Annotated in this window: 26 protein-coding genes and 1 tRNA gene; 9 read left to right on the top strand and 18 right to left on the bottom strand. The window is 62.5% G+C overall.

Going from position 1 to position 21,157, the window contains the following annotated elements:
• Window positions 1-13: 13 nt before the first annotated feature.
• A complete protein-coding gene (locus tag B4I46_RS14005) occupies window positions 14-505 on the bottom strand; it encodes a hypothetical protein (protein WP_043864195.1) in 492 nt (163 codons plus the stop codon).
• 84 nt (window positions 506-589) lie between these two features.
• Here B4I46_RS14005 and B4I46_RS14000 point away from each other — a divergent pair, with 84 nt between their 5' ends.
• Together B4I46_RS14000 and B4I46_RS13995 are read left to right on the top strand one after the other, a co-directional pair.
• Window positions 590-2,641, top strand: a complete 2,052-nt coding sequence (locus B4I46_RS14000; protein WP_043864196.1) for a S9 family peptidase — start codon at window positions 590-592, stop codon at window positions 2,639-2,641.
• A 136-nt stretch (window positions 2,642-2,777) separates the two neighbouring features.
• Window positions 2,778-3,251 (top strand): cyclic nucleotide-binding domain-containing protein, encoded by a 474-nt coding sequence (locus B4I46_RS13995; RefSeq protein WP_054914963.1) that lies wholly within the window; start codon window positions 2,778-2,780, stop codon window positions 3,249-3,251.
• Here B4I46_RS13995 and B4I46_RS13990 read toward each other — a convergent pair.
• The gene (locus tag B4I46_RS13990) at window positions 3,248-3,526 is read right to left on the bottom strand and encodes a hypothetical protein (protein ID WP_043864198.1); all 279 of its coding nucleotides are present in this window, start codon (window positions 3,524-3,526) and stop codon (window positions 3,248-3,250) included. The two genes, B4I46_RS13995 and B4I46_RS13990, sit on opposite strands and share 4 nt — an antisense overlap.
• Window positions 3,527-3,652: 126 nt before the next feature.
• Between B4I46_RS13990 and B4I46_RS13985 the strand changes: the two genes are divergently transcribed.
• The 3 genes from B4I46_RS13985 to B4I46_RS13975 all read left to right on the top strand — a co-directional run bounded on the left by B4I46_RS13985 (window position 3,653) and on the right by B4I46_RS13975 (window position 4,995).
• Window positions 3,653-4,027, top strand: a complete 375-nt coding sequence (locus B4I46_RS13985) for a YajD family HNH nuclease (protein ID WP_043864199.1) — start codon at window positions 3,653-3,655, stop codon at window positions 4,025-4,027.
• 65 nt (window positions 4,028-4,092) lie between these two features.
• Window positions 4,093-4,563 carry an RNA methyltransferase gene (locus tag B4I46_RS13980; RefSeq protein WP_043864200.1) on the top strand — a complete coding sequence of 157 codons (471 nt, stop codon included), beginning with the start codon at window positions 4,093-4,095 and terminating at the stop codon, window positions 4,561-4,563.
• Between the two features lie 66 nt (window positions 4,564-4,629).
• Window positions 4,630-4,995 (top strand): YgaP family membrane protein, encoded by a 366-nt coding sequence (locus tag B4I46_RS13975; protein WP_043864201.1) that lies wholly within the window; start codon window positions 4,630-4,632, stop codon window positions 4,993-4,995.
• Here the strand turns inward: B4I46_RS13975 and B4I46_RS13970 are convergent.
• Entirely contained in the window at window positions 4,992-6,212 is a 1,221-nt protein-coding gene (locus B4I46_RS13970) for a hypothetical protein (RefSeq protein ID WP_043864202.1), read from the bottom strand. The two genes, B4I46_RS13975 and B4I46_RS13970, sit on opposite strands and share 4 nt — an antisense overlap.
• Before the next feature lie 23 nt (window positions 6,213-6,235).
• On the bottom strand, window positions 6,236-6,682 hold the full coding sequence (locus B4I46_RS13965; RefSeq protein WP_043864203.1) for a YcgN family cysteine cluster protein: 447 nt from the start codon (window positions 6,680-6,682) through the stop codon (window positions 6,236-6,238).
• 152 nt (window positions 6,683-6,834) lie between these two features.
• On the opposite strand from B4I46_RS13965, the gene B4I46_RS13960 reads away from it, so the two are divergent.
• Window positions 6,835-7,428 (top strand): nitroreductase family protein, encoded by a 594-nt coding sequence (locus B4I46_RS13960; protein ID WP_043864204.1) that lies wholly within the window; start codon window positions 6,835-6,837, stop codon window positions 7,426-7,428.
• A gap of 99 nt (window positions 7,429-7,527) precedes the next feature.
• Here B4I46_RS13960 and B4I46_RS13955 read toward each other — a convergent pair whose 3' ends face one another.
• The 5 genes from B4I46_RS13955 to B4I46_RS13935 form a co-directional block, all read right to left on the bottom strand.
• A complete protein-coding gene (locus B4I46_RS13955; RefSeq protein ID WP_043864205.1) occupies window positions 7,528-8,460 on the bottom strand; it encodes a D-2-hydroxyacid dehydrogenase in 933 nt (310 codons plus the stop codon).
• Between the two features lie 78 nt (window positions 8,461-8,538).
• On the bottom strand, window positions 8,539-8,832 hold the full coding sequence (locus B4I46_RS13950) for a YcgL domain-containing protein (protein ID WP_043864206.1): 294 nt from the start codon (window positions 8,830-8,832) through the stop codon (window positions 8,539-8,541).
• Entirely contained in the window at window positions 8,829-9,962 is a 1,134-nt protein-coding gene (gene rnd / locus B4I46_RS13945) for a ribonuclease D (protein WP_043864207.1), read from the bottom strand. The genes B4I46_RS13950 and rnd overlap by 4 nt, the downstream gene beginning before the upstream one ends.
• Window positions 9,963-10,059: 97 nt before the next feature.
• Window positions 10,060-11,694: a phosphoethanolamine transferase gene (locus tag B4I46_RS13940; protein WP_078481643.1), complete on the bottom strand. Its 1,635-nt coding sequence runs from the start codon at window positions 11,692-11,694 to the stop codon at window positions 10,060-10,062.
• A 200-nt stretch (window positions 11,695-11,894) separates the two neighbouring features.
• A complete protein-coding gene (locus B4I46_RS13935; RefSeq protein ID WP_286900659.1) occupies window positions 11,895-12,260 on the bottom strand; it encodes a 5-carboxymethyl-2-hydroxymuconate Delta-isomerase in 366 nt (121 codons plus the stop codon).
• A 114-nt stretch (window positions 12,261-12,374) separates the two neighbouring features.
• Between B4I46_RS13935 and B4I46_RS13930 the strand changes: the two genes are divergently transcribed.
• Window positions 12,375-12,602 (top strand): YdcH family protein, encoded by a 228-nt coding sequence (locus B4I46_RS13930; RefSeq protein WP_043864210.1) that lies wholly within the window; start codon window positions 12,375-12,377, stop codon window positions 12,600-12,602.
• 164 nt (window positions 12,603-12,766) lie between these two features.
• Here B4I46_RS13930 and B4I46_RS13925 read toward each other — a convergent pair whose 3' ends face one another.
• The 9 genes from B4I46_RS13925 to dapA all read right to left on the bottom strand — a co-directional run bounded on the left by B4I46_RS13925 (window position 12,767) and on the right by dapA (window position 19,843).
• On the bottom strand, window positions 12,767-12,958 hold the full coding sequence (locus B4I46_RS13925) for a YhfL family protein (RefSeq protein WP_043864211.1): 192 nt from the start codon (window positions 12,956-12,958) through the stop codon (window positions 12,767-12,769).
• 188 nt (window positions 12,959-13,146) lie between these two features.
• Window positions 13,147-14,412, bottom strand: coding sequence for a trans-sulfuration enzyme family protein (locus B4I46_RS13920; protein ID WP_100634612.1), 1,266 nt, complete (start codon window positions 14,410-14,412; stop codon window positions 13,147-13,149).
• A gap of 80 nt (window positions 14,413-14,492) precedes the next feature.
• On the bottom strand, window positions 14,493-15,710 hold the full coding sequence (locus tag B4I46_RS13915; RefSeq protein WP_286900657.1) for a YcaO-like family protein: 1,218 nt from the start codon (window positions 15,708-15,710) through the stop codon (window positions 14,493-14,495).
• 64 nt (window positions 15,711-15,774) lie between these two features.
• A complete protein-coding gene (locus B4I46_RS13910) occupies window positions 15,775-15,900 on the bottom strand; it encodes a hypothetical protein (protein WP_254996984.1) in 126 nt (41 codons plus the stop codon).
• Between the two features lie 249 nt (window positions 15,901-16,149).
• Window positions 16,150-16,239 (bottom strand) — tRNA-Ser (locus tag B4I46_RS13905).
• Window positions 16,240-16,331: 92 nt separating this feature from the next.
• Window positions 16,332-17,042, bottom strand: coding sequence for a phosphoribosylaminoimidazolesuccinocarboxamide synthase (gene purC, locus B4I46_RS13900; RefSeq protein WP_010223163.1), 711 nt, complete (start codon window positions 17,040-17,042; stop codon window positions 16,332-16,334).
• 30 nt (window positions 17,043-17,072) lie between these two features.
• Window positions 17,073-17,831 (bottom strand): MBL fold metallo-hydrolase, encoded by a 759-nt coding sequence (locus B4I46_RS13895; protein WP_286900655.1) that lies wholly within the window; start codon window positions 17,829-17,831, stop codon window positions 17,073-17,075.
• Entirely contained in the window at window positions 17,832-18,947 is a 1,116-nt protein-coding gene (gene bamC / locus B4I46_RS13890) for an outer membrane protein assembly factor BamC (protein ID WP_213607179.1), read from the bottom strand.
• Window positions 18,948-18,964: 17 nt separating this feature from the next.
• Complete coding sequence (gene dapA / locus B4I46_RS13885; protein ID WP_286900653.1) at window positions 18,965-19,843, bottom strand: 4-hydroxy-tetrahydrodipicolinate synthase; 879 nt, start codon at window positions 19,841-19,843, stop codon at window positions 18,965-18,967.
• Between the two features lie 260 nt (window positions 19,844-20,103).
• Here dapA and B4I46_RS13880 point away from each other — a divergent pair, with 260 nt between their 5' ends.
• On the top strand, window positions 20,104-20,664 hold the full coding sequence (locus B4I46_RS13880) for a glycine cleavage system protein R (RefSeq protein WP_043864223.1): 561 nt from the start codon (window positions 20,104-20,106) through the stop codon (window positions 20,662-20,664).
• Between the two features lie 11 nt (window positions 20,665-20,675).
• Entirely contained in the window at window positions 20,676-21,149 is a 474-nt protein-coding gene (locus B4I46_RS13875; protein WP_286900651.1) for a peroxiredoxin, read from the top strand.
• Window positions 21,150-21,157: the final 8 nt, after the last annotated feature.

The raw sequence follows: 21,157 nt of genomic DNA, 5'->3' as shown, positions 1-21,157 counted from the left end.
TCCAGGGCGGATCTTACAAACGCGGTTCGAGGCGCTCGCGGCTGCCGCCGGCGGGTGCTTCAGGGGGTTCGCTGCGGTAGCGGTCACGGCTGTCGGCGGCGAACGGCTGGTCGTCCAGCGGCTCGTCGGCATCGCGCCTGGCGGCGGCTTCGGCAGCGGCGCGGCGGGCCTTGGCACGGCGCTCCAGCGGCCAGCGCAGCAGCACGAACACGCCATACAGGATGAACGCGATCATGCCGTACATGGCCAGGTCGGACGCGGCGCGCAGCACGTTGTTGCCGACCTTGAAGGCCAGGTCCAGGGCAGTGATGGCAATGGCCGGGGCGAACTTCTCCTTCACCGGGTCGATGATGGTCGGGGTCAGCAGCAGCACTGCCATGATCACCCGCAGCGGCTCGCGCAACCAGCGCCACATCCACGCGGTCAGGCGAAAGCCCACCAGCAGGCAACCCAGGGCGGCCAGGGCATAGAGTCCCCAGGCGAGCAGATAATCGTTCTCGGTCATGGCGTCCGTGGCAAGCTAGGCAAATAGATGCTTATGATAACGACTTTTCAGCGCGCAGGCGCGCCCCAGCAAAGAGAACCCCGCATGTCCGCAGCTGCCAACGCCCCCCAAGCCCCGATCGCCCGCCAGGATGCCGGCACCGATCCCTATGCCTGGTTGCAGGCCCGGGACACCCCCGAGGTGCTGGCCTACCTGAACGCGGAAAACGCCTATCAGGAGGCGCAACTGGCCGACCAGGCCGGGTTGCGCGAGCAGCTGTTCGAAGAGATCCGTGGCCGCATTCTCGAAACCGACCTGTCGCTGGCCTCGCCCTGGGGCCCCTACCTTTACTACACCCGCACCACCGCCGGCGACGAGTACCCGCGTCATTACCGCTGCCCACGCCCGGCCGACGATTCGCCGACGGTCGATGAAAGCCGCGAAGAGCTGCTGCTGGACCCCAACCTGCTGGCCGCCGGCGGCTTCCTCAGCCTGGGCGCCTTCAACATCAGCCCCGACCACCAGCGCCTGGCCTACAGCCTGGATACCAGCGGCGACGAGGTCTACACCCTGTACGTCAAGGACCTGGCCAGCGGCGCGGTCGAACAGCTGCCGTTCGAAGACTGCGACGGCAGCATGACCTGGGCCAACGACAGCCAGACGCTGTTCTTCGCCGAACTGGACGACACCCACCGCCCGCACCGGCTGATGCGTCATCGCCTGGGCACCCAGGGGGCGGTGCAGGTGTTCGAGGAGGCCGACGGTCGCTTCTTCCTGCACTGCTACCGCGCCAGCTCCGAGCGCCAGCTGATCCTGCTGCTCAACAGCAAGACCACCAGCGAGGCCTGGGTACTGGATGCGCACACCCCGGAACAGGCGTTCACCTGCCTGGCACCACGGGTCGAAGGCCATGAGTACTACCCTGACCATGGCCAGTTGAACGGCCACTGGCACTGGTTCATCCGCAGCAACCAGCAAGGCATCAATTTCGCCCTGTTCCACGGCCCGGCCGACACCCTGCCAACCCACGAGCAGTGGCAGGTACTGGTGCCGCACCGCGACACCGTGATGCTCGAGGGGCTGACCCTGAACGCCAGCGCCCTGACCCTGAGCCTGCGCGAGGGCGGCCTGCCGATCATCGAGGTGCGCCCCCACGGCCTGCCCACCTACCGCGTCGAGCTGCCGGATGCAGCCTACAGCCTGTACGTGCAGGACAGCCTGGAGTTCGACAGCCCACGCATCCGCCTGCGCTACGAGGCGCTGAACCGCCCTGCGCAGGTACGCCAGCTGACGCTTGCCGATGGTCAGCAGCAGGTGCTCAAGCAGACCCCGGTGCTCGGCCCGTTCGACCCCGACGCCTACGTCAGCCAGCGCCTGTGGGCCACCGCCGGCGACGGCACGCAGGTACCGATCAGCCTGGTTCAGCGCCGTGAGGACCTCGGCAAGCCGGTGCCGCTGTACCTGTACGGCTACGGTGCCTACGGCGAAAGCCTGGACCCGTGGTTTTCCCATGCGCGCCTGAGCCTGCTGGAGCGCGGCGTGGCCTTCGCCATTGCCCACGTGCGCGGCGGCGGCGAACTGGGCGAGGCCTGGTACCGGGCCGGCAAGCAGGAGCACAAGCCCAACACCTTCAGCGACTTCATCGCCTGCGCCGAACACCTGATCGCCACCGGCGTGACCGATGCCGAGCACCTGGCGATCAGTGGCGGCAGTGCCGGCGGGCTGCTGATCGGCGCGGTGCTCAACCAGCGTCCCGAGCTGTTCAAGGCGGCGATTGCCGAGGTGCCGTTCGTCGACGTGCTCAACACCATGCTCGACCCCGATCTGCCGCTGACCGTCACCGAGTATGACGAGTGGGGCAACCCGCAGGAGCCCGAGGTGCACGCGCGCATCAAGGCGTATGCGCCCTACGAGAACGTGAAGGCCCAGGCCTACCCTGCCCTGCTGGTGGTGGCCGGTTACAACGACAGCCGCGTGCAGTACTGGGAGGCGGCCAAGTGGGTGGCCAAGCTGCGCGTGCACAAGACCGATGACAACCTGCTGCTGCTCAAGACCGAGCTGGGCGCCGGGCATGGCGGCATGAGCGGGCGCTACCAGGGGCTCAAGGACGTGGCACTGGAGTACGCGTTCGTATTTAAAGTGCTGGGCCTGGTGTAATTCAGGATTTCTGTTGTCTGAATCAGCAATTCGCCGGCAAGGCCGGCTCCTGCAAGCTATGCACTGGCCATTGCAGGAGCCGGCCTTGACGGCGAAAACCAGACACCACAAACCTCCAAGAAAAAGACCAACCGCGATGCCCGACCCGACCTCCCTGAACAACGAAATTCGCGACATGCTCATGGACTGCGGCCTGTTCGACCAACTGCTGCCGCCTGACTTTCAGACCGCTGCCGGCTACTTCAGCATCAGCACCATCGCCCAGGGCGAGGAAATCTTCCACGAAGGCGATTCCGGCACCTTCATGTGCATCATCCACTCGGGCCAGGTATCGGTACGCAAGACCGACCCCGACGAGCATCAGGTGGAGATCGCCACCCTGCGCAAGGGCCGCGCCTTTGGCGAGATGGCCGTGCTGGACGGCGAACGCCGATCGGCCAGCTGCGTGGCCGCCAGCGACTGTCAACTGCTCAACCTGGGCAAGGACTCACTGGAAAAAATGCTCAACGAAACGCCCAAGGTGGCCGCCAAGATCATCCGCGCCCTGGCCGTGGCACTGTCGCGTCGCCTGCGCATGCTCGACGGCCAGCGTCTCTCGCAGCAGGTCTAGCCCTCGCGCGGTTTGTCCTTGCCGGCATCCGGCGCAAGCCCTGGCAGCGGCTGGTCCTTCGGCGGGCTGGGCAAGGGAATCGGCGGCAACAGCGGCGCACCCGACGAGCCCTGCCCTGCACGGGGGATGGTCGACGGGGCCACCTGCGGGTAAGGGGTGGGCGTGGGCGTACCCGGTGCACCCGGTACCGGTGCGAGGGTGCGTGGCTGCAGGTCCGCAGCCTGGGCCTGGCCGAGCCAGGCAATCAACAGCAGGGCAATGCTCGCATGGCGCATGGGGCGGGCTCCTGGAGAGTGCTGCCTACAGGCTACGCGCAAGCGCTGCGGTTTGCCTGTCCGAAATGCCCGTCATGGCGCTAAACTTCACGGCATAACCGTAACAAGCCCGAGAAAGGTACAACCATGAGTTCGGCAACCTCTTCCGCCGCCGCCACCGCGCGGCTGGACCGCATCCTCGCCGATGCCAAGCGCGACAAGGAAATGGGCTACCGCGACAAGGCCCTGCGCATGTACCCCCACGTGTGCGGCCGCTGCGCCCGCGAATTCGCCGGCAAGCGCCTGAGCGAACTGACCGTGCACCACCGCGACCACAACCACGACAACAACCCCCAGGACGGTTCGAACTGGGAACTGCTGTGCCTGTACTGCCACGACAACGAGCACTCGCGCTACACCGACCAGCAGTACTTCAGCGAAGGCTCCACCGCCAGCCCAAGCATCGCCAAGGCCACCCATAACCCGTTCGCCGGGCTGGCCGGGCTGCTCAAGAAAGACTGACCCTGCGCCCCACCCGTGCCGGCAAGCCCGTATAATCGCGTCTTTTTTCTCAAGGGCCCCGGCACGTGGCGAACAAACGGTACAGCTGCATTGGTCTGTTCAACCCCAAATCAGCGGAGAACGTCGGTTCGGTGATGCGTGCGGCGGGTTGCTATGGCGTGAACTCGGTGTTCTACACCGGCAAGCGCTACGAGCGCGCCCGCGACTTCGTCACCGACACCAAGCGGGTGCACTATGACATCCCGCTGATCGGCATCGACGACCTGCAGAAGATCATCCCGCTGGGCTGCACACCGGTTGCCGTCGAACTGGTCGAGGGCGCCCGCCCGCTGCCCGAATACACTCACCCCGACCGCGCGATCTACATCTTCGGCCCTGAAGACGGCTCGCTGGATGCCGACGTGCGCGCCTGGTGCGAAGAGACCATCTACATCCCGACCAATGGCTGCATGAACCTCGCTGCCACCGTCAACGTGGTGCTCTACGACCGCATGGCCAAGGGCCTGAACACCCGCTCCGGGCCCAAATTCAAGTAATCCGCGGGAACGTCCTGGCGGCCCTGGCGGTCTGCTGACTATCCATGCCCCCACAGGAGTACGACCATGTCCCAGAACAAGACCCTGACCCTGGCCACACCGTTTCAGAGCAAGACCGAACACAACGTGCAAGGCTGGGAGCGCGCTGGCTCCCTGGCCACGGGTGTGGTGATGGTCGGCAAGGGGCTGCGTCGCGGCGGTTTCTTCGGCCTGATCCAGATCGCCATCGGCGGCGTGGCGCTGGCCCGGGGCATCACCGGACACAGTTCGGCCAAGAGCCTGATCGAGCGCGGGCGCCGCGACCTGGATCAGATCCGCAGCAAGATCGAACGCACCGGTGAAGAGCTCAGCGTGCTGAAGGCCAATGCGCAAGCGGCCACCCACAGCGCCACGGTCACCGGCAACGACTCGCTCAAAAGCCCCAAGGCCTAACGCAACAGCTTGGTGTCCAGCACCTCGGAGCCACGCCCCAGCACGTTTTCACTGAGCTGGATGAACTCCGCGGTGCTGACGCTGTTGAGCCGCATCAGGCCCTGGGTCACGTCGTCCAGCGAACGCTGGTTATGCGTGTGCAGGCGGATCTCGCGGTCCAGCGCCTGCAGCAGCAACACCGCACGGGCCACCCCCGCATCGGTGATCTGCTCACCGCGCAGCGTGGTGACCTTTTCACCCTGCCTGGCCAGCCGGGCCTGCACGGCCTGGTAGCGGTCCTCGGTGATGCCGCCGGCACGGCGCAGCAGTTCGATGCCGTAGTATTCGGCCAGCCCCTCGCCAATCCAGTCACTGCGCTCCTGGTCGTTGACCTGGGCGAACACCCGCACCAGTTCGCGCAACAACGGGCTGCTGCCGTTCTCGTTGACCAACGGGCGATTGCTGTTGAGGTAGATCGAGTGGTAGCCGGCCCGGGTGCCGCGCCACAACTGGTCGCGGGCGCCCACCAGCAGCAGCTTGGGCGGGTTGCGCGGGAACACGCTCTGCAGCTGTGGCCACACGAACGTCAGCAGGGTCAGGGTGTCCATGCGCCGCAGGCCCTGGCCCTGGGGCCCGGCGACGGTGACCTCGGTCTCGCCCAGACGGGTGCGCCGGCTGCCCAGGTTGCCGGCGAGCATCCAGCCGGTAGGCCGGTCGAACAAGCGCGAAGGGTTGTCGATGCGGAAACGCTGCTTGCCAATCCGCGGCCAGGGCGTTTCGACACTCTTCCAGTCGCCCGGCAACTCGAACACCAGGCGCGCGACCAGCTCGGTGCCGTCCTGCTGGTCGAGGCGTGCGGCAGGCACCAGGTCATCGCCCCGGAACAAGGCCCATTGCGCAGTGATGCGGCTGTCGTAGCCGGCGTTCTTCAGGGCATGGTTAAGCTGTACCCGGTAGCTCAGGCTGGACACTCCCGCCCCCGGCTGCCACAGACCACGGCGTGCTCCGGCCTGCAACTGCCAGGCGCCATCGGCCTTGAAATCGCTGTAGACGGCTTCCTTGCCCAGGTCGAAATCCAGGCTGCGCACCGCTGCGCCGTCGGCCAGGGTCAGGCGCACCTCGGCCTGCCCGCTCTGGGGCAACAGGCGCACGTGGTAATCCAGGTCGACCTTCTTCGCCCAGGCGCCATGGCTCGCCAGCAAAAGCGCAGCCCCCAGCAAACAGCGACGTATCTCCATTCACATCCCCTTGCGCCGCAGCCTCAGCCGGCGCGGAAAATCAGATAGTCTTCCCAATCGTCTTCGGCCACGCTGTCTTCACTGAGCATGCGGCCAGACCACGAAATGCGTTGCTTGTGCACCTGCTCGCGATCGCCACTGACCAGGTGATGCCAGCTGGGCAGGTCCTTGCCCTCGCTGACCAGCCGATAGCCACAGGTGGGCGGCAGCCACTTGAACTGGTCGGCCTTGCCCGGGGTGAGCTGGATGCAGTCGGGTACCGAGGCAAAGCGGTTGGGGTAATCGCTGCACTGGCAGGTCTTGAGGTCGAGCAGCTTGCAGGCAATGCTGGTGTAGTAGACGCTGTTGTCGTCTTCGTCCTCGAGCTTTTGCAGGCAGCACAGGCCGCACCCATCGCACAGCGACTCCCACTCCTGGCGATCGAGCTGATCGAGGGGCTTGCTGATCCAGAAGGGTTGGGTGGCAGGCATGGTGCGTTTTGTCCTGTTTCAATTCAAGTGCGCGCGCGTGGCGGCGCCAGTCTAGGGCGTGTGGCCGGGCTTTGCCAGACCGCTTGTCAGGGCTGGCGCCACGCAGTAGTTTGACAGGCTGTGTGTTTTCCCACCCTGTCAGGAACCCCTCCATGAGTGCCAACCCTCGCGTTGCCGACTATGCCATTGCCGAGCAGTTCATCCAGCGCTGGTCGCCCCGGGCGTTTACCGCCGAACCGATTGCCGAAGACACCCTGCTGAGCTTCTTCGAAGCAGCGCGCTGGGCCCCCTCGGCTTACAACTCGCAGCCATGGCGCTTTCTGTTCGCGCGCCGTGACACGCCGAACTGGGAGCGCTTCCTGGGCCTGCTCAACGAATTCAACCGCAGCTGGGCCCAGCACGCCTCGGCGCTGGTGCTGGTGATTTCCAAGACCACCTTTACCGCCCCTGGCGCCAGCGAAGAAACCCCGGCGCTGTGGCACACCTTCGACACCGGCTCGGCCTGGGGCCACCTGGCGTTGCAGGCCAGCATCAGTGGCTGGCATACCCACGGCATGGCCGGGTTCGACCAGGCGCTGGCGCGCAAGGAGCTGAAGATTCCGGACGGCTATGAACTGCATGCGATGGTCGCCATCGGCAAGCTGGGCGACAAGGCCAGCCTGGCCGAGTACCTGCAGGCCCGCGAAGTGCCAAGCCCGCGCAAGCCGTTGAGCGAGCTGGCGGCCGAGGGTGATTTCAGCCTGTAGGGCTGAAGTTCGCGGCGCCCCGTTCGCCGGCAAGGCCGGCGCCTAAAGGATCTCCTGTAGGCGCCGGCCTTGCCAACGACGGCTGCGACGCGGTTTCAGTCAGTAGCCCCGCTCGAAATCCACCTCGCCACGCAACGCCTGCCCCGCCTCGTATGCCCGCAGATTCTCCACGAACAAACGCACCATCGCCGTCGGCGAGGTCGGCGCCGAGCTGTGCCCGGTCAGCAGCAGGCCCCAGGCGGTCCAGAACGGATGACGCTGCGGCAGCGGCTCCTGGCGGCATACATCGATCACCGCGCCCGCCAGGTGCCCCAGCTTCAGCGCCTCGACCAGGTCGGCATCGACCACCGACACCCCACGCCCGGCATTGATGAACAGCGCCTGGGGGTTGAACCTGGCGAACAGCGCGGCGTTGTACAGGTCGTGGGTGGCAGGCGTGTCGGGCAGCAGGTTGACCACATAATCCACCTCGCCCACCAACCGTCCCAGCTCATCCAGGCCGGCCACCTCGACAAACGGCGCCTGTACGCGGGCCTGGCTGGCCACGCCATACAAGGTGACACCGAAGGGCAGCAGGAACTCGGCAACCTGCTGGCCGATGTCACCGGTGCCCACGATCAGCACGCGCCGCCCTTCCAGGCTGCGCCCCAGGCGCCCGTCCCACTTGCGTTCCACCTGGCTGAGCACGCGCGCGAGCACCTCGCGCTCATGGCCGAGCATGTAGGTGAGCACGTACTCGGCCATCACCTGGCCAAAGATGCCCACCGCCCGCGTCAGGCGATAGCCACGCGGCAAGCCGTCGACCAACAGCGGGGTGATGCCGGCCCAGGTCGACTGCACCCAGGCAGGGCCGTGGCCCTGACGCAGCAGGGTGGCCAGCAGATCGGGCTGGCCGAGCCACACCGGGCACTCTGCTGCCAGCTTCGACAGTTCGGCAGAGTCGCCGCTGGTCACTACCTCGAGGTCCGGTGCCATCTCGCGCAGCAGGCGAGCGTAAAGGGCATGATCCTGTTCAACGATCAGAACGCGCATGTTTTGGATAACCTTGGCATAAACCACGGCGCTGGCCCGCTCACTGCGCGGGCCGCGCCATGCAAGACAGAAAAAAGCTCAGACCGGGTCGTTGCGCCGCAACAGCTCTTCGGGAAGATGCTCGATGTACTCGTCTTCAAGTGGCGGCATCTGCAGGTGGTAGCCCTGCTTCTCCAGATTGGCCAGCACCTGGGTGATGTCTTCGCGGGCCAGTTGGCGTTCGGGGGTCAACACCAGGTCGAAGGCATGCACCGGCTTGCCAAAGGCCGGCAGCAGCCCCTCGGGCACGCGCTCCAGGCCATCGGCCTTGAGCACGTAGAGGTACATTTCATTCTTGCGCGGGCTCTTGTAGATCGAGCAGATACGTTTCATGGCTGGTCTCCGGTGCCGGCCAGGCAATCGAGCAGCGCCTGGCCCATCCGCTCGCGGCGCCAGCCGCGCAACGAATCAGGCAGTTGATAGGGCCCGTTGGGGTAGCCGCTCTTGAGCAGCGCCTCGAGGGTTTTCTTTCGCAGCATCAGTTCGGGCGCGATGCCCAGGCGCTCGCCTTCGGCCTGGCCGATGGCACGCAGCTGCTTGAGCAGCGCCGAAGCCTCGATCGGCAAGGGCTCGGGCAGGGCCGGCGGCCACTCGCTGGGCGGCACGCTGGCGGCCTTCTTGATCAGCTCGAGCAGGAACTCGCCATCCTGGCGAATGGTGCGCGGGTGCATGTCTTCGATCTTGGCCAGGGCCGACAGATTGTCGGGCTGGGTACGGGCCAGAGGCCACAGCGATTGCTCGCGCAGCACCCGGTTGCGCGGCAGGTTGCGCGCACGCGCCTCGCGTTCGCGCCAGGCGCACAGCTCGCGCAGCACCGCCAGTTGCGCACGCGACAGCTTCCAGGCCAGCTTGGCATCACGGTACAGCTCGTAGGGGTCGGTTTCGCGGCGCAGTTGGGCCACCAGCTCGGCGCCGTCTTCCAGCACCCAGGCATTCTTGTCTTCGGACAGCTGCGGGCGCAGGCGCTCGTAGACTTCGGCCAGGTGCACGGCATCTTCGGCGGCGTAGCTGACCTGGGTTTCCGACAGCGGGCGCTGCAGCCAGTCCGAACGGGTCTCGCCCTTGGGCAGCTCGATGCCGAGTACTTCCTGCACCAGTCGCGAGTAGCCCATGGAGAACCCGAGATTCAGGTAGCCGGCGGCCAGTTGGGTGTCGAACAGCGGCGCCGGCAGGCTGCCGGTCAGGCGCATCAGCACTTCGAGATCTTCGCTGCAGGCATGCAGCACCTTGGTAACGGCGCTGTCTTCGAGCAGCTCGGCCAGCGGCTGCCAGTCGCCGATCAGCAACGGATCGATCAGAAAGGCACGCTGCCCGTCGCCGACCTGGATCAAACCGGCGATGGGGTAAAACGTGTCAACCCGCATGAATTCGGTATCAAGCGCTACATAAGGCAACTGCCGCCACTGTCGGCAGTGCTCGGCCAGGCTGCGGTCGTCGCAAATCCAGTGAATATCGATGGCCACAAGGCTCTCCCACGAACAATGGCGCGCAGTATATACGGCGCAGGCCACCGCCGGGAAACCGCTCGACCGCCGTTCCCTCGCCAGCCTGCGCACGCGGTCAGTGTGTAGCGACCACCGGACGGCAACTGGCGAACATGTCCAGTTGCGGGTCGTACACCGAGGTGTGCACCCGCAGCAGGCCGAGCATCGAATGGAACAGGTTGTCCTGGCTCAGCGGCTGGTTGCGCGAGCGCTGCAGACAGTCGGTATCGACGGCATAGTCCTTGCGATAGCCATCGGAAAACCACGCCAGCATCGGTATGTGCTTCTGCTGCTCGGGAGCGAGCATGTAGGGCGTGCCGTGCAGGAACAGGTTGTACTCACCCAGCGACTCGCCATGGTCGGACAGGTACAGCATGGCGGTGTCGACCTTGTCCTGGCGGCTGCGCAGGACGTCGATCAGCGTGGCCAGCACGTGGTCGGTGTACACCAGGGTGTTGTCGTAGCCATTGATGATGCTCTGGCGGTCGCACTTGTCCAGGGCATTGCTGCGGCACACCGGGGTGAAACGCTCGTAGGCCTTGGGGTAGCGCTTGAAGTACTCCGGCCCGTGGCTGCCCATCTGGTGCAGTACCAGCACGGTGTCCTGCTGCAGGTTGTCGAGCATCGCCTCCAGCCCCTTCAACAGGATTTCGTCGTGGCATTCGCTGTCGGCGCACAGAGCCGGGTCCTTGAGGTTGCTGACATCCTCGAACGCCACGCGATCGCAGGTGCCCTTGCAGCCGGACTGGTTGTCGCGCCAGTGCACCGCGATGCCGGCACGCTGCAGCACGTCGAGCAGGCCCTCCTGGTTCCTGGCCTTGCTGGCGTCATACTGCTTGCGGGTGAAGGTGGAGAACATGCAGGGTACCGACACCGCCGTTTCGGTGCCGCACGAATGCACGTCGCTGAAGGCCACCAGCCCCGCCTCCTTGCTCAGCTGAGGCGTGGTATCGCGGTCGTAACCGAGCAGGCCGAAGTTCTGTGCGCGGGCGCTCTCGCCCACCACCAGCACAGTCAACGACTTGCGGGCCTGGGGCGTTACCGCCAGCGGGCGCACGGCATCTTCGCCAATGCGGCGCAACGGTACATGCGCGCTGCCTAGCTGCTCGCTGACATAGGCTACTGCGGCGCCGACATAGTTGCTGGGCACGACCATCAGGTGCAGTTCATGGTGATTGCGAAACAACGAGGAAAGCCCCTGGTAATTGAGCAATGCCACCGCGCCCAGTACTGTTGCGCTGGCCGTACCGACCACCAACTTGCTCAACAACTCACGGGGGAAGGTGCGATAAAGAATCGGGGTTTTATATAAAAGAATACTCGGCACTACGCCCAGTAACAGGATATAGCCGGCCAACGTGAACGAGAGCAGATCACGCACTTCGGTGGCATTGGTTTCCATGGTATTGCGCAACATGCCCACATCGATCAGCACGCCGTAGCGATTCATGAAGTAGGCCACCCCCGCGCTGACAAGGAACAACCCCGCCAGCACCGGCTTGAACACGGGCCGGAAGGCCACCAGGGTCAGCACCAGGTTGAACGCGCAGAACACCAGCACGGCAAACGCCAGGCGCAGAACCAGGCCCGGGGCATCCCCCGGCACGATACTGAAAACATGCTGCCACAGCACCGCGTTGAAACCGATCAACAGGTACAGGCTGGCAATCAACGTTACCCATTCGGCACGCAGGGGCTTTAACTTGAACATGGCGCTTCGCTTCTTGAAAGTCCGGGACGATGTCATTGCAACATCAATTAAAAACAAGGCGGACTGTAGGCAGGGTGCCATCAATTTTTCGTGAAAAAGACGCCAACAAATAATTGCACTTTATTGAGCGAAGGGCAGAACACTTCTTGTTCAGCCTTTATTCAGGAACAGGGCCTTGTCGCCCTGCTCCCGAACAGCGGTCAGGCGGGCAACAGCACCTTGGCGTAGCTGTCGCGGTCCATGTCGATAAGCTCGACGCTCAACTGAAGCTCGCGACCGCTCACCTCGACCACCGCATCCTTGAGCACCTCGAGCAGGCTGCCCGAGAGCTGCTTCTTGACCTCCGGGGAGCGGCCGCTGAGCAGCGACAGCCGCACACAGACAAATGCCCGCTCGACCGGGGCCACGCCCACACGAAAATGTTCGAAGGCGCGCGCGCGACTCTTGATATCCAGTTCCTGGGCGAACTGACCACTGCCGACCAGCGCGTGATTCAGGCGCAGCAGAACCTTGTCGACTTCAAGCTCGCGCAGGTTGGCGCTGTATTCCAGGTGCAGATGGGGCATGACTCGGGCGTCCGTCGGGGGAAATGATTCGACAGACTACCCCATCTGCGGGGGGCGGCAAACGCGTCTATCCTGAAGGTTCATGCCCACCAACCTATCAGCAGAGGTGAAGAGATGCCGGTCAAACACGATTTGCTTGCAGACCTGAATCTGACCAGGGAAGCCTTCGACGAAAAAAAGAAAACCGACCCGCGGCTCAGTACGTTGCACGAGAAGTACAACGCGATCGACGCCCAAGTGGTCGAGGCAGAAAGCGGCAGCGCCACGGACGATCAGGTGACGGAACTGCGCAAGAAACGGCTGCTGACCAAGGATGAGATCGTCGACCATCTCAAGGCCTAGGCGTTGTACCGCTGGCCGTGCTGGATAAATCTTAGTTGACCACAACAGTTAATATCATTTTGATATCAATTTTTTTGCCAGATAATTGGCAAGCCAAAAAAAACCCCGACACTTGGCGTGTCGGGGTTTCTTGATCAGGCCGCAATGGCCTGATCACGCCAAACTTACTGCTGCTGCGGCAGTTTGTCGATTGGACCGCAGCCACCAATAACCTTGGAGATGGAAACCGAAGGGTGGAACAGGTAATCGTACGAGCAGTTCTTTGGCTGGTTGTACACTTGGCCAGTGCAACCGGACAGCAGGGCAACACCCGAAACAACAGCGATTGCGACCGATGCCTTGATAAACTTTTTCATTCTAAATCCCTTAAATTACGATTCGCCGTCTTACTGATGGCGCGGCGATTGTAGGGAGGTCAGCACAATAAATCAAAAGATTTGTTACACCTTTCAAAGTCTTATGGAACGTTCGTGCTAGTTGCCCGGGCAGGGCCTGCGAATCGACTTCGACGGTCATTCTGATTTTCGGCTCAGATTCTCGAGCTTCACACCGGCGACACTTCGCCTGCTGCCGAGGCTTCGGCGGGCATGGCAAGGCGCAGTGCGCGCCTGATGTCTGCATTGATATCGTCGGTGTCTTCCAGCCCCACAGAGATCCGGACCAACCCGCGAGGTACGCCCATTCGCTCCAGGTCGGTGCCGCCTGCTCGGGCAAAACTACCGTAGTGATAACACAGGGATTCAATGTTCCCGAAGGTGGTACCTGTTCGTATCAATTGCAGTTGACTAACAAAGATTGTGCCCGCTTCCTGCGAAGGCAACACAATGGCAATAAGACCTGTATGCAATGACGGGTCAATGCCGTTGGCCTGTGCGCTCCTGGTCGACCATACGGCACGCCATTGCAACGTGGGAAACTCCTGATTCAACATGGCAATGACAGCAAGTGCATTGTCGGCATGCTTTTTCAATCTGAGCGCAAGTGTTCTCAAACCACGCACCGTAAGCCAGGCCGAAAACGGGTCGAGGATCAGCCCGGCACTTTCCCTGTGAGACTTCAATGCCTTGAACAGATCCGGGTCATTGGTACTTACCATCCCGCCCATTACATCACCGTGCCCATTGATATGCTTGGTGGTGGAATACAAGGTCACTGCCGCCCCCAGCGACAACGGCTTCTGGCAAAGTGGCGTTAGAAAGGTATTGTCGACAACCAGAAGAACGGCGTTCTTCATGCAAAGTTTCGCCAGTTCCGCAATATTGATGTCCAGAAAAGCCGGGTTGGTGGGTGCCTCGATAAAGATCATTCTGGTGTCGGGCCGCAGGGCCGCCTGAAACGCCGCCGTTTCGTACGCTTCAATGACCGACAGCGTCATGCCACGCTGACGTGTTTCATGCTCAAGCTGTTCGATCACTTCATAGAACAGGCCGCGGGGCACGATGACGTGGTCACCTGCGCCCAGCAGCGCACGAAAGACCAGCAGGCAGGCGGTCATTCCGCTGTTGACTGCCAGACTGTAGGCGCAGTGTTCGATGGCACGAAACTTCGCCTCCAGGACGGAAACGGTGGGGTTGGCGTAGCGCTGGTAGGCAAAGTTTTCCCCCTCTGCATTGCCGAGCATGTCCCTCCCCGCTTCAACGGAGTCCAACAGTGCCGCGGAATTGCAGATCAGTGCGGGCACTGGAAACTGATCCAGGCCCGCCTCATGTTGCCCCAGGTGGATCGCGCGGGTAGCAGCGCCGAGTGGCGAAGACAGCAGATAATCACGGCGCTGCCGTTCACGCGGGCTCACGTTTTTGGTTGGGCTCATGAATGGCCTGATTCCGAAAGAGAGGGCTGATCCAGCCCGTTGATGATGACCTGCCCCTGGCGACCTGAGGGTGGTGCCGTTTACTCGTACTTGTAGCAAGGCACCACTTTTCCACCCAGCGAGACGATGGAGAACCTTTCCATTTTCGGCATGACGGCACAGGCCAGGCTCACTTGGGCCGCGCTGCAATGCAGCTCCTTTACCCAGATGGGATGATCCGCCTTGAAGCACTCGTGCTTCAGGTGCAGCAAATGTTGATCCAGTGGCATTCTGTCCGGGTCGCGTGGCATGGGGGCAGATGTCATCCTGGCGCGCTGCGTCGAATCAAACGCCAGGCGCAGGCACCGCAGCAGCCGTGGGTGCCGTGCCAGGTTGTTCCTTGAACCTGTCCATTCCCGGGTGACCTCTTCCAGGCCTTCGGCGACTTTGTATTGCTGCACCAGCTCCTTGATGGCGCGTGCTGCGGCGTGGCTCGGGTACAGCGAACAGCCACCGCCAACCACATGCACATCGGCGATTGTCTTGTCTGGGCAATAGGCAATGAAAACGGGATAGGGTATCTGGCTGGTGGCGTCGAACACTTCGATCGAGGCCCCGATGGCACCTTGCGCATCGCGCAAGGTTTGCAGCAATGCTTGCGGCATCGAGGCGTGAGCGATCTTTCTTATGGGTGTTTTGCACTCGTAAAAGAAGTGCTGTGCAATAAAGCGGCCGATACCGTGGCGCTCTATGACTTCGCTCGCGGCATGTATCGCCGCCTCGGTGAACCCGTAGCCTGCTGCCACACCCGTACCACAGGAATATCGGCGCGCAGCGCCATAGTCGGTATCATCGCCAGCGATGGCTTCATTGGCATACTGATGATTGATCAGGAATGACGGGTAGTGCAGATCAGCGCCGCCTGATGCTTCATGCGCCGCAAAGTGGATGACAGCCATCTGTGCAGTCTTCGAATGACGAAGCATCTGCACCGGCAGTACGCCCTGCAGGGCCGGTTGGGAAACAACCGAATCAAAACACTGCAAGGCGCTATGGGAGCGTAGTTGAAGTGGCCCCATGCTATGTTCATACGCTTCATACTTGGCGCCGATGCGCGCCTCCGCTTCATACCCTTTTCCGCAGCCGACAGACTCCATGTCACGGCTGTCAAAGGGGAATTCAAGCGTGGCCACAGTGCTGGACAGCGGGCTACCGTAACGGTTCAGGGTTACCTGTATTCCTTCGTTGATAAAGTGCTGATCTATCACACTTTCTGCATCTTGCAATGACAACGTACGCTCGGGAGCAATCATGTTCATCGGCTGGAATTTCCATATACGCTGAAAGAAAAATGAGGCGCAGCAAGCGCCTCATTCATTTTCATCACTCAGCCAGTACAGCAGCTTCTTCTGGCGTGAACTCTTCTTCCAGCTTGACGCTATCCACTTCGTCTTCAGCAGGTTGGTCGACCTTGAACTCGTTGATATACATGCAGCAGTACTTACCCATGGAAATATCCTTTTCATGATGGATTCATGTGCGCACTTGTTTTCAGGTGCAGGTCGAGAGTAATACCGGCCACTTTCACTGCCCATAGGAAAAGTCCTGACTGCAGGCGTGAATACGTGGTTTATGGGGTGTTACTTGAGTGCCAGAATGCGCCGAAACAGGGAACAGTGTTTCCTACGCACAATTGCTGTGCGCACGCGAAAAGCAAAAAGCCCCTGAAACCGTAGGTTTCAGGGGCTCTTGCATGTATGGCGGAGAGATAGGGATTTGAACCCTAGGTACTGTTGCCAGTACAACGGATTTCGAATCCGTCCCGTTCGGCCACTCCGGCATCTCTCCAGTGGCGCGCATGATACCAGCAGTTTTCCCAAACGCAAAGCTTCTTGTGAAAAAAATTCGCGTGGTATCAGGCGCTTGCGTCAGTCACGCGCTTACAGCGGCACGCCCAGACGCTTGGCAACTTCTTCGTAGGCTTCGATCACGTCGCCCAGACCCTGACGGAAGCGGTCCTTGTCCATCTTCTTGCGGGTTTCCTTGTCCCACAGGCGGCAACCATCCGGGCTGAACTCGTCACCCAGCACGATCTCGCCATGGAACACGCCGAACTCGAGCTTGAAGTCCACCAGCAGCAGACCAGCGTCGTCGAACAGCTTGCTCAGCACTTCGTTGACCTTCAACGACAGCGCCTTCATTTTCACCAGCTGCTCGGCGGTGCCCCAGCCGAACGCAACCACGTGGGATTCGTTGATGAACGGGTCGCCTTTCTCGTCGTTCTTGAGGAACAGCTCGAACGTCGACGGCTCCAGCTTGATGCCCTCCTCCACGCCCAGGCGCTTGACCAGGCTGCCGGCTGCGTAGTTGCGCACCACGCACTCGACCGGAATCATGTCGAGCTTCTTGACCAGGCATTCGTTGTCGCCCAGCAGCTTGTCGAACTGGGTTGGAATGCCGGCTTCTTCAAGCTTCTGCATAATGAAGGCGTTGAACTTGTTGTTCACCATGCCCTTGCGGTCGAGCTGTTCGATACGCTTGCCGTCGAACGCCGAGGTGTCGTTGCGAAACAGCAGGATCAAGCGGTCGGCGTCGTCGGTCTTGTACACCGACTTGGCTTTGCCGCGGTAGAGTTCTTCACGTTTTTCCATGATGGGCTCCGCTTGCTAAATTGAAATGGGCTAGGCGATTTCGCGCCAGTCGAGCCCGTAATCCTGATTCGCCACTTGCAGCCAGTCCGGGTCACACCCGAGGGCGTCGACGAAACATTGCCGGGCCAGCTGTGGCAGGTTGTTCTTGCTGCTGAGGTGGGCCAGCACCAGGTGCTGCAGGTTCTGCCAGCCCAACTCCGACACCAGGCGCGCGGCCTGGTGGTTGTTCAAATGTCCGTAGTCGCCACCCACGCGCTGCTTGAGGAACATCGGGTAATGCCCGCGGCCCAGCATGTCGCGACAATGGTTGGCTTCGATCAGCAAGGCATCCAGGCCCTGATAGCTGTCGAGCAGGGCCGCGTCGTACGAGCCCAGGTCGGTCAGCACGCCAAACCGGCGGCGGCCATCGCTGAACACATACTGCAAGGGCTCCAGCGCATCGTGGCTGACGCCAACGGCGGCAATGCTCAATGCACCCAGCTGCAGGGTATCGCCAGCTGCCAGGAAGCCGCTGGGCTCCACGGGCTTGCGCATCCCGCGCAAGGTGCCACGACTGAGGTACACCGGCACATTGTAGCGCCGCGACAGCAACCCCACCCCATGCACGTGGTCGGCATGCTCGTGGGTCACCAGCACCGCGCTCAACTGCGCCGCCGACACGCCGAGCAGCGCCAGACGCCGCTCGGTTTCGCGCAGGGAGAACCCGCAATCGACCAGTACGCAGGTACTGCCACTGACAATCAGCGTGCCATTTCCCTGGCTGCCACTTCCGAGTACGGCGAAGCGCACTTAACCCAGGTTGTCCTGGATGACGCTCAGCACGCGACGGGCCACATCGGCCGGGGCCACGGTGTTGATGTTCTTCTCGACCGTCACCTGCACGCTGTCACCCACCTTGCTCAGGCGTACCTGATAGCGCTCGGCGCGGGCTTCACGCTCTTCCTTGCTCGGCGCGCTGCCGAACAGGCGGCTGAAGAAACCAGGCTCCTGGTCCTTGGCCTCGGCTTTTTCGGCAAGGTTGATGTAGTACAGGCCCAGGCTGCGGTTGATGTCCTCAACCCGCCATTCGCCCTGTTCCAGGGCACGGCCGACGCTGGACCAGGCGCGATCGAGGTCGGCGCCCAGGTTCAGTACCGGGTTGCCGCTGCCGTCTTCGCTCAGGCTGACACGGCTCGGGGTATCGAAGTCACGGGCCGCCAGCAGCGATACCGAACCGCCCTTCTCGGCGCTGCGGGTCATGCTGGCAAGCATTTCGTCGACCAGTGCAGCGTCCACACCGGTGTTCTCGGCGCGTGCCGGAAAGTCCTGTTCGGTGGCGCTGCCGGCAGCACGCTCGACGGTCACCACATAGACTTCACTGGTATTGCGCTGTACGCCCGGCTCGATGCGAACCCGGGCACGGATTTCATTGTTGCTGCTGCCTGCAACACCGCCCAGGCGCTGGGCCATGGACGCCGACAACTCGTCGAAACGCTGCCAGGTGGTGCTGAACTCGCCGGTCTGCGGGCGCTCTTCGGCGATGCGGAAGCCGTTGTCCTCGAAGAACTGGTGGGCCACCGGCCACACCTCGGCCGGGGCGCGCTGGGCCAGGACCCAACGCGAAGCGCCGCTCTTCTGCAGGCTGAAATCGCTGATGTCGGCACCTGCCGCCAACGGCTGTGGACGCGGCACTTCGAACTCGCCCTTGACGTTGTCGTCGGCGACGTTGCGCGGAATCGGCAGCAGCGGGTCAAGACGCTTGACGTTGCTGACATCCGGCGGCAGCTGCATCGGCGGCTTTTGAGTGGCCTCCAGATAATCGCTGCCCCGGTCACGGAAGTAACCCTCTTCGCCCCAGAGCCAGCCACAACCACTGGTGCTGGAGATGATCAAGGCAAGGGCGGAAAGACCAGCCAATCGCTTCATGCGGTGTACGTCCTCAATTAAAACTTCAGGCCGCACTGGCGCATGGCCTGGCGTACCGTATCGTGACAGGATTCGCTCAGCCAGGTCAGCGGCAGGCGGATGCCCTTGTGCATCAGGCCCATTTCGACCAAAGCCCACTTCACCGGAATCGGGTTGGCTTCGACGAACAGGTCCTTGTGCAGGGGCATCAGTTTTTCGTTGATGGCGCGGGCCTCGTCGGCCTTGCCTTCGAGTGCGGCGTTGCACAGGTCGGCCATTTCGCGCGGGGCGACGTTGGCGGTCACCGAGATGTTGCCTTTACCGCCCAGCAGGATCAGTTCGACGGCGGTCGGATCATCGCCGGACAGCACGATGAAATCCTTGCTCACGCCATCCACGATCGCCTTGGCACGCTTGAGGTCGCCGGTGGCTTCCTTGATGCCGATGATGTTCGGCACGCTCGAGAGACGGATCACGGTCTCGGCCTGCATGTCACAGGCGGTACGGCCGGGCACGTTGTAGAGGATCTGCGGGATGTCGACGGCTTCGGCAATGTGCTTGAAGTGCTGGTACAGGCCTTCCTGGGTCGGCTTGTTGTAGTAAGGCACCACCAGCAGGCAGGCGTCGGCACCGGCGTCCTTGGCATTGCGGGTCAGGTGCACCGCTTCGCTGGTGGAGTTGGCACCCGTACCGGCAATCACCGGAATACGACCGTTGACCTGCTTGACCACGGCCTTGATGACTTCGATGTGCTCATTGACATCCAGGGTCGCCGATTCGCCGGTGGTACCGACCGCAACGATGGCGTGGGTGCCGTTTTCCAGGTGGAAGTCCACGAGTTTGCTGAGGCTGTCCCAGTCAAGACGCCCTTGTGCATCCATGGGTGTGACCAATGCCACCATACTGCCCGCAATCATGAAGCTGCTCCTGCCGGAAAAAGAGAGCGGTAATGGTACTGGCGCCACAGGGCTTGCACAAGCGAAGCAGGCGGCAGGAGCATTCCCCTCGGCGACCATTTTCGCTACCCTTCTCTCTTTGATCGGTACACAGCGGCCCGCCGGGCTGCCGACAACGCGCCCCGACAGTGCCCGAGCCCTCGATCCTGAGCCACGGAACCACGCCGACAAGCCTATTTGCCCCGTCACGTACCGACCGCTCATCGCTTTAGGAATGCTGCATGTCCACCCCCACCGTTCGCGAACAATTCCTTGTCATCAGTGCCCTGGGCGCCAACCCCATGGAACTGACCAACATTCTGTGCCGGGCCAGCAACGACAATCGCTGCTCGGTCGTCACCTCGCGCCTGACCCGCCACGGCGAGTGCAGCGCACTGGTGCTGCAGGTCACCGGTAGCTGGGACGCCCTGGCGCGTTTCGAAGCGGCGCTGCCGACCCTGGCCAAGAAGCACACCTTCACCGTGAATGTGGTGCGTAGCGCCGAACTCGAAGTGCGCCCGCTGTCGCTGCCCTACGTCGCCTATGTCAGTGCCGCGTACCGCCCCGATATCATCAACGAGCTGTGCCAGTTCTTCATCGACCACAACGTCGAGCTGGAGAACCTGACCTGCGACACCTATCAGGCACCACAGACCGGCGGCACCATGCTCAACGCCACGTTCACCGTGACCCTGCCGGCCGGCACCCAGATCAGCTGGCTGCGTGACCAGTTCCTGGACTTCTCCGACGCCCTGAACCTGGATGCGCTGATCGAACCGTGGCGCCCACAGAACCCCATGTAAGGAAACCCGCAATGGCCGTAGCACTCGACCAACCCGTCGCCGATTTCGAGGCGCAAGCCACCGGCGCCAAGACCGTCAGCCTGAGCGGCCTGAAGGGTCGCCAAGTGGTGATCTACTTCTACCCCAAGGACAGCACCCCGGGCTGCACCACCGAAGGCCAGGGCTTTCGCGACCAGTACGCGGCGTTCCAGGCGGCCAACACCGAGGTGTTCGGCGTATCGCGTGACGGGCTCAAGTCCCACGAGAACTTCAAGGCCAAGCAGGGCTTCCCGTTCGAGCTGATCAGCGACAAGGACGAAGCCCTGTGCCAGCTGTTCGACGTGATTAAGCTCAAGAAGCTGTACGGCAAGGAATACATGGGGGTGGACCGCAGCACCTTCCTGATCGACAACGAGGGTGTGCTGCGCAAGGAATGGCGCGGCGTGAAGGTGCCCGGGCATGTGGAAGCGGTGCTGGCGCAGGCGCAAGCATTGAACAAGGGCTGAAGCGCTTC

Origin of the sequence: Pseudomonas sp. UBA7500 (genome assembly GCF_002478435.1) — a bacterium.
In the GTDB taxonomy this organism is placed as follows: Bacteria; Pseudomonadota; Gammaproteobacteria; order Pseudomonadales; family Pseudomonadaceae; genus Aquipseudomonas; species Aquipseudomonas palmensis.
This window is presented reverse-complemented; position numbering and strand designations above follow the sequence as displayed.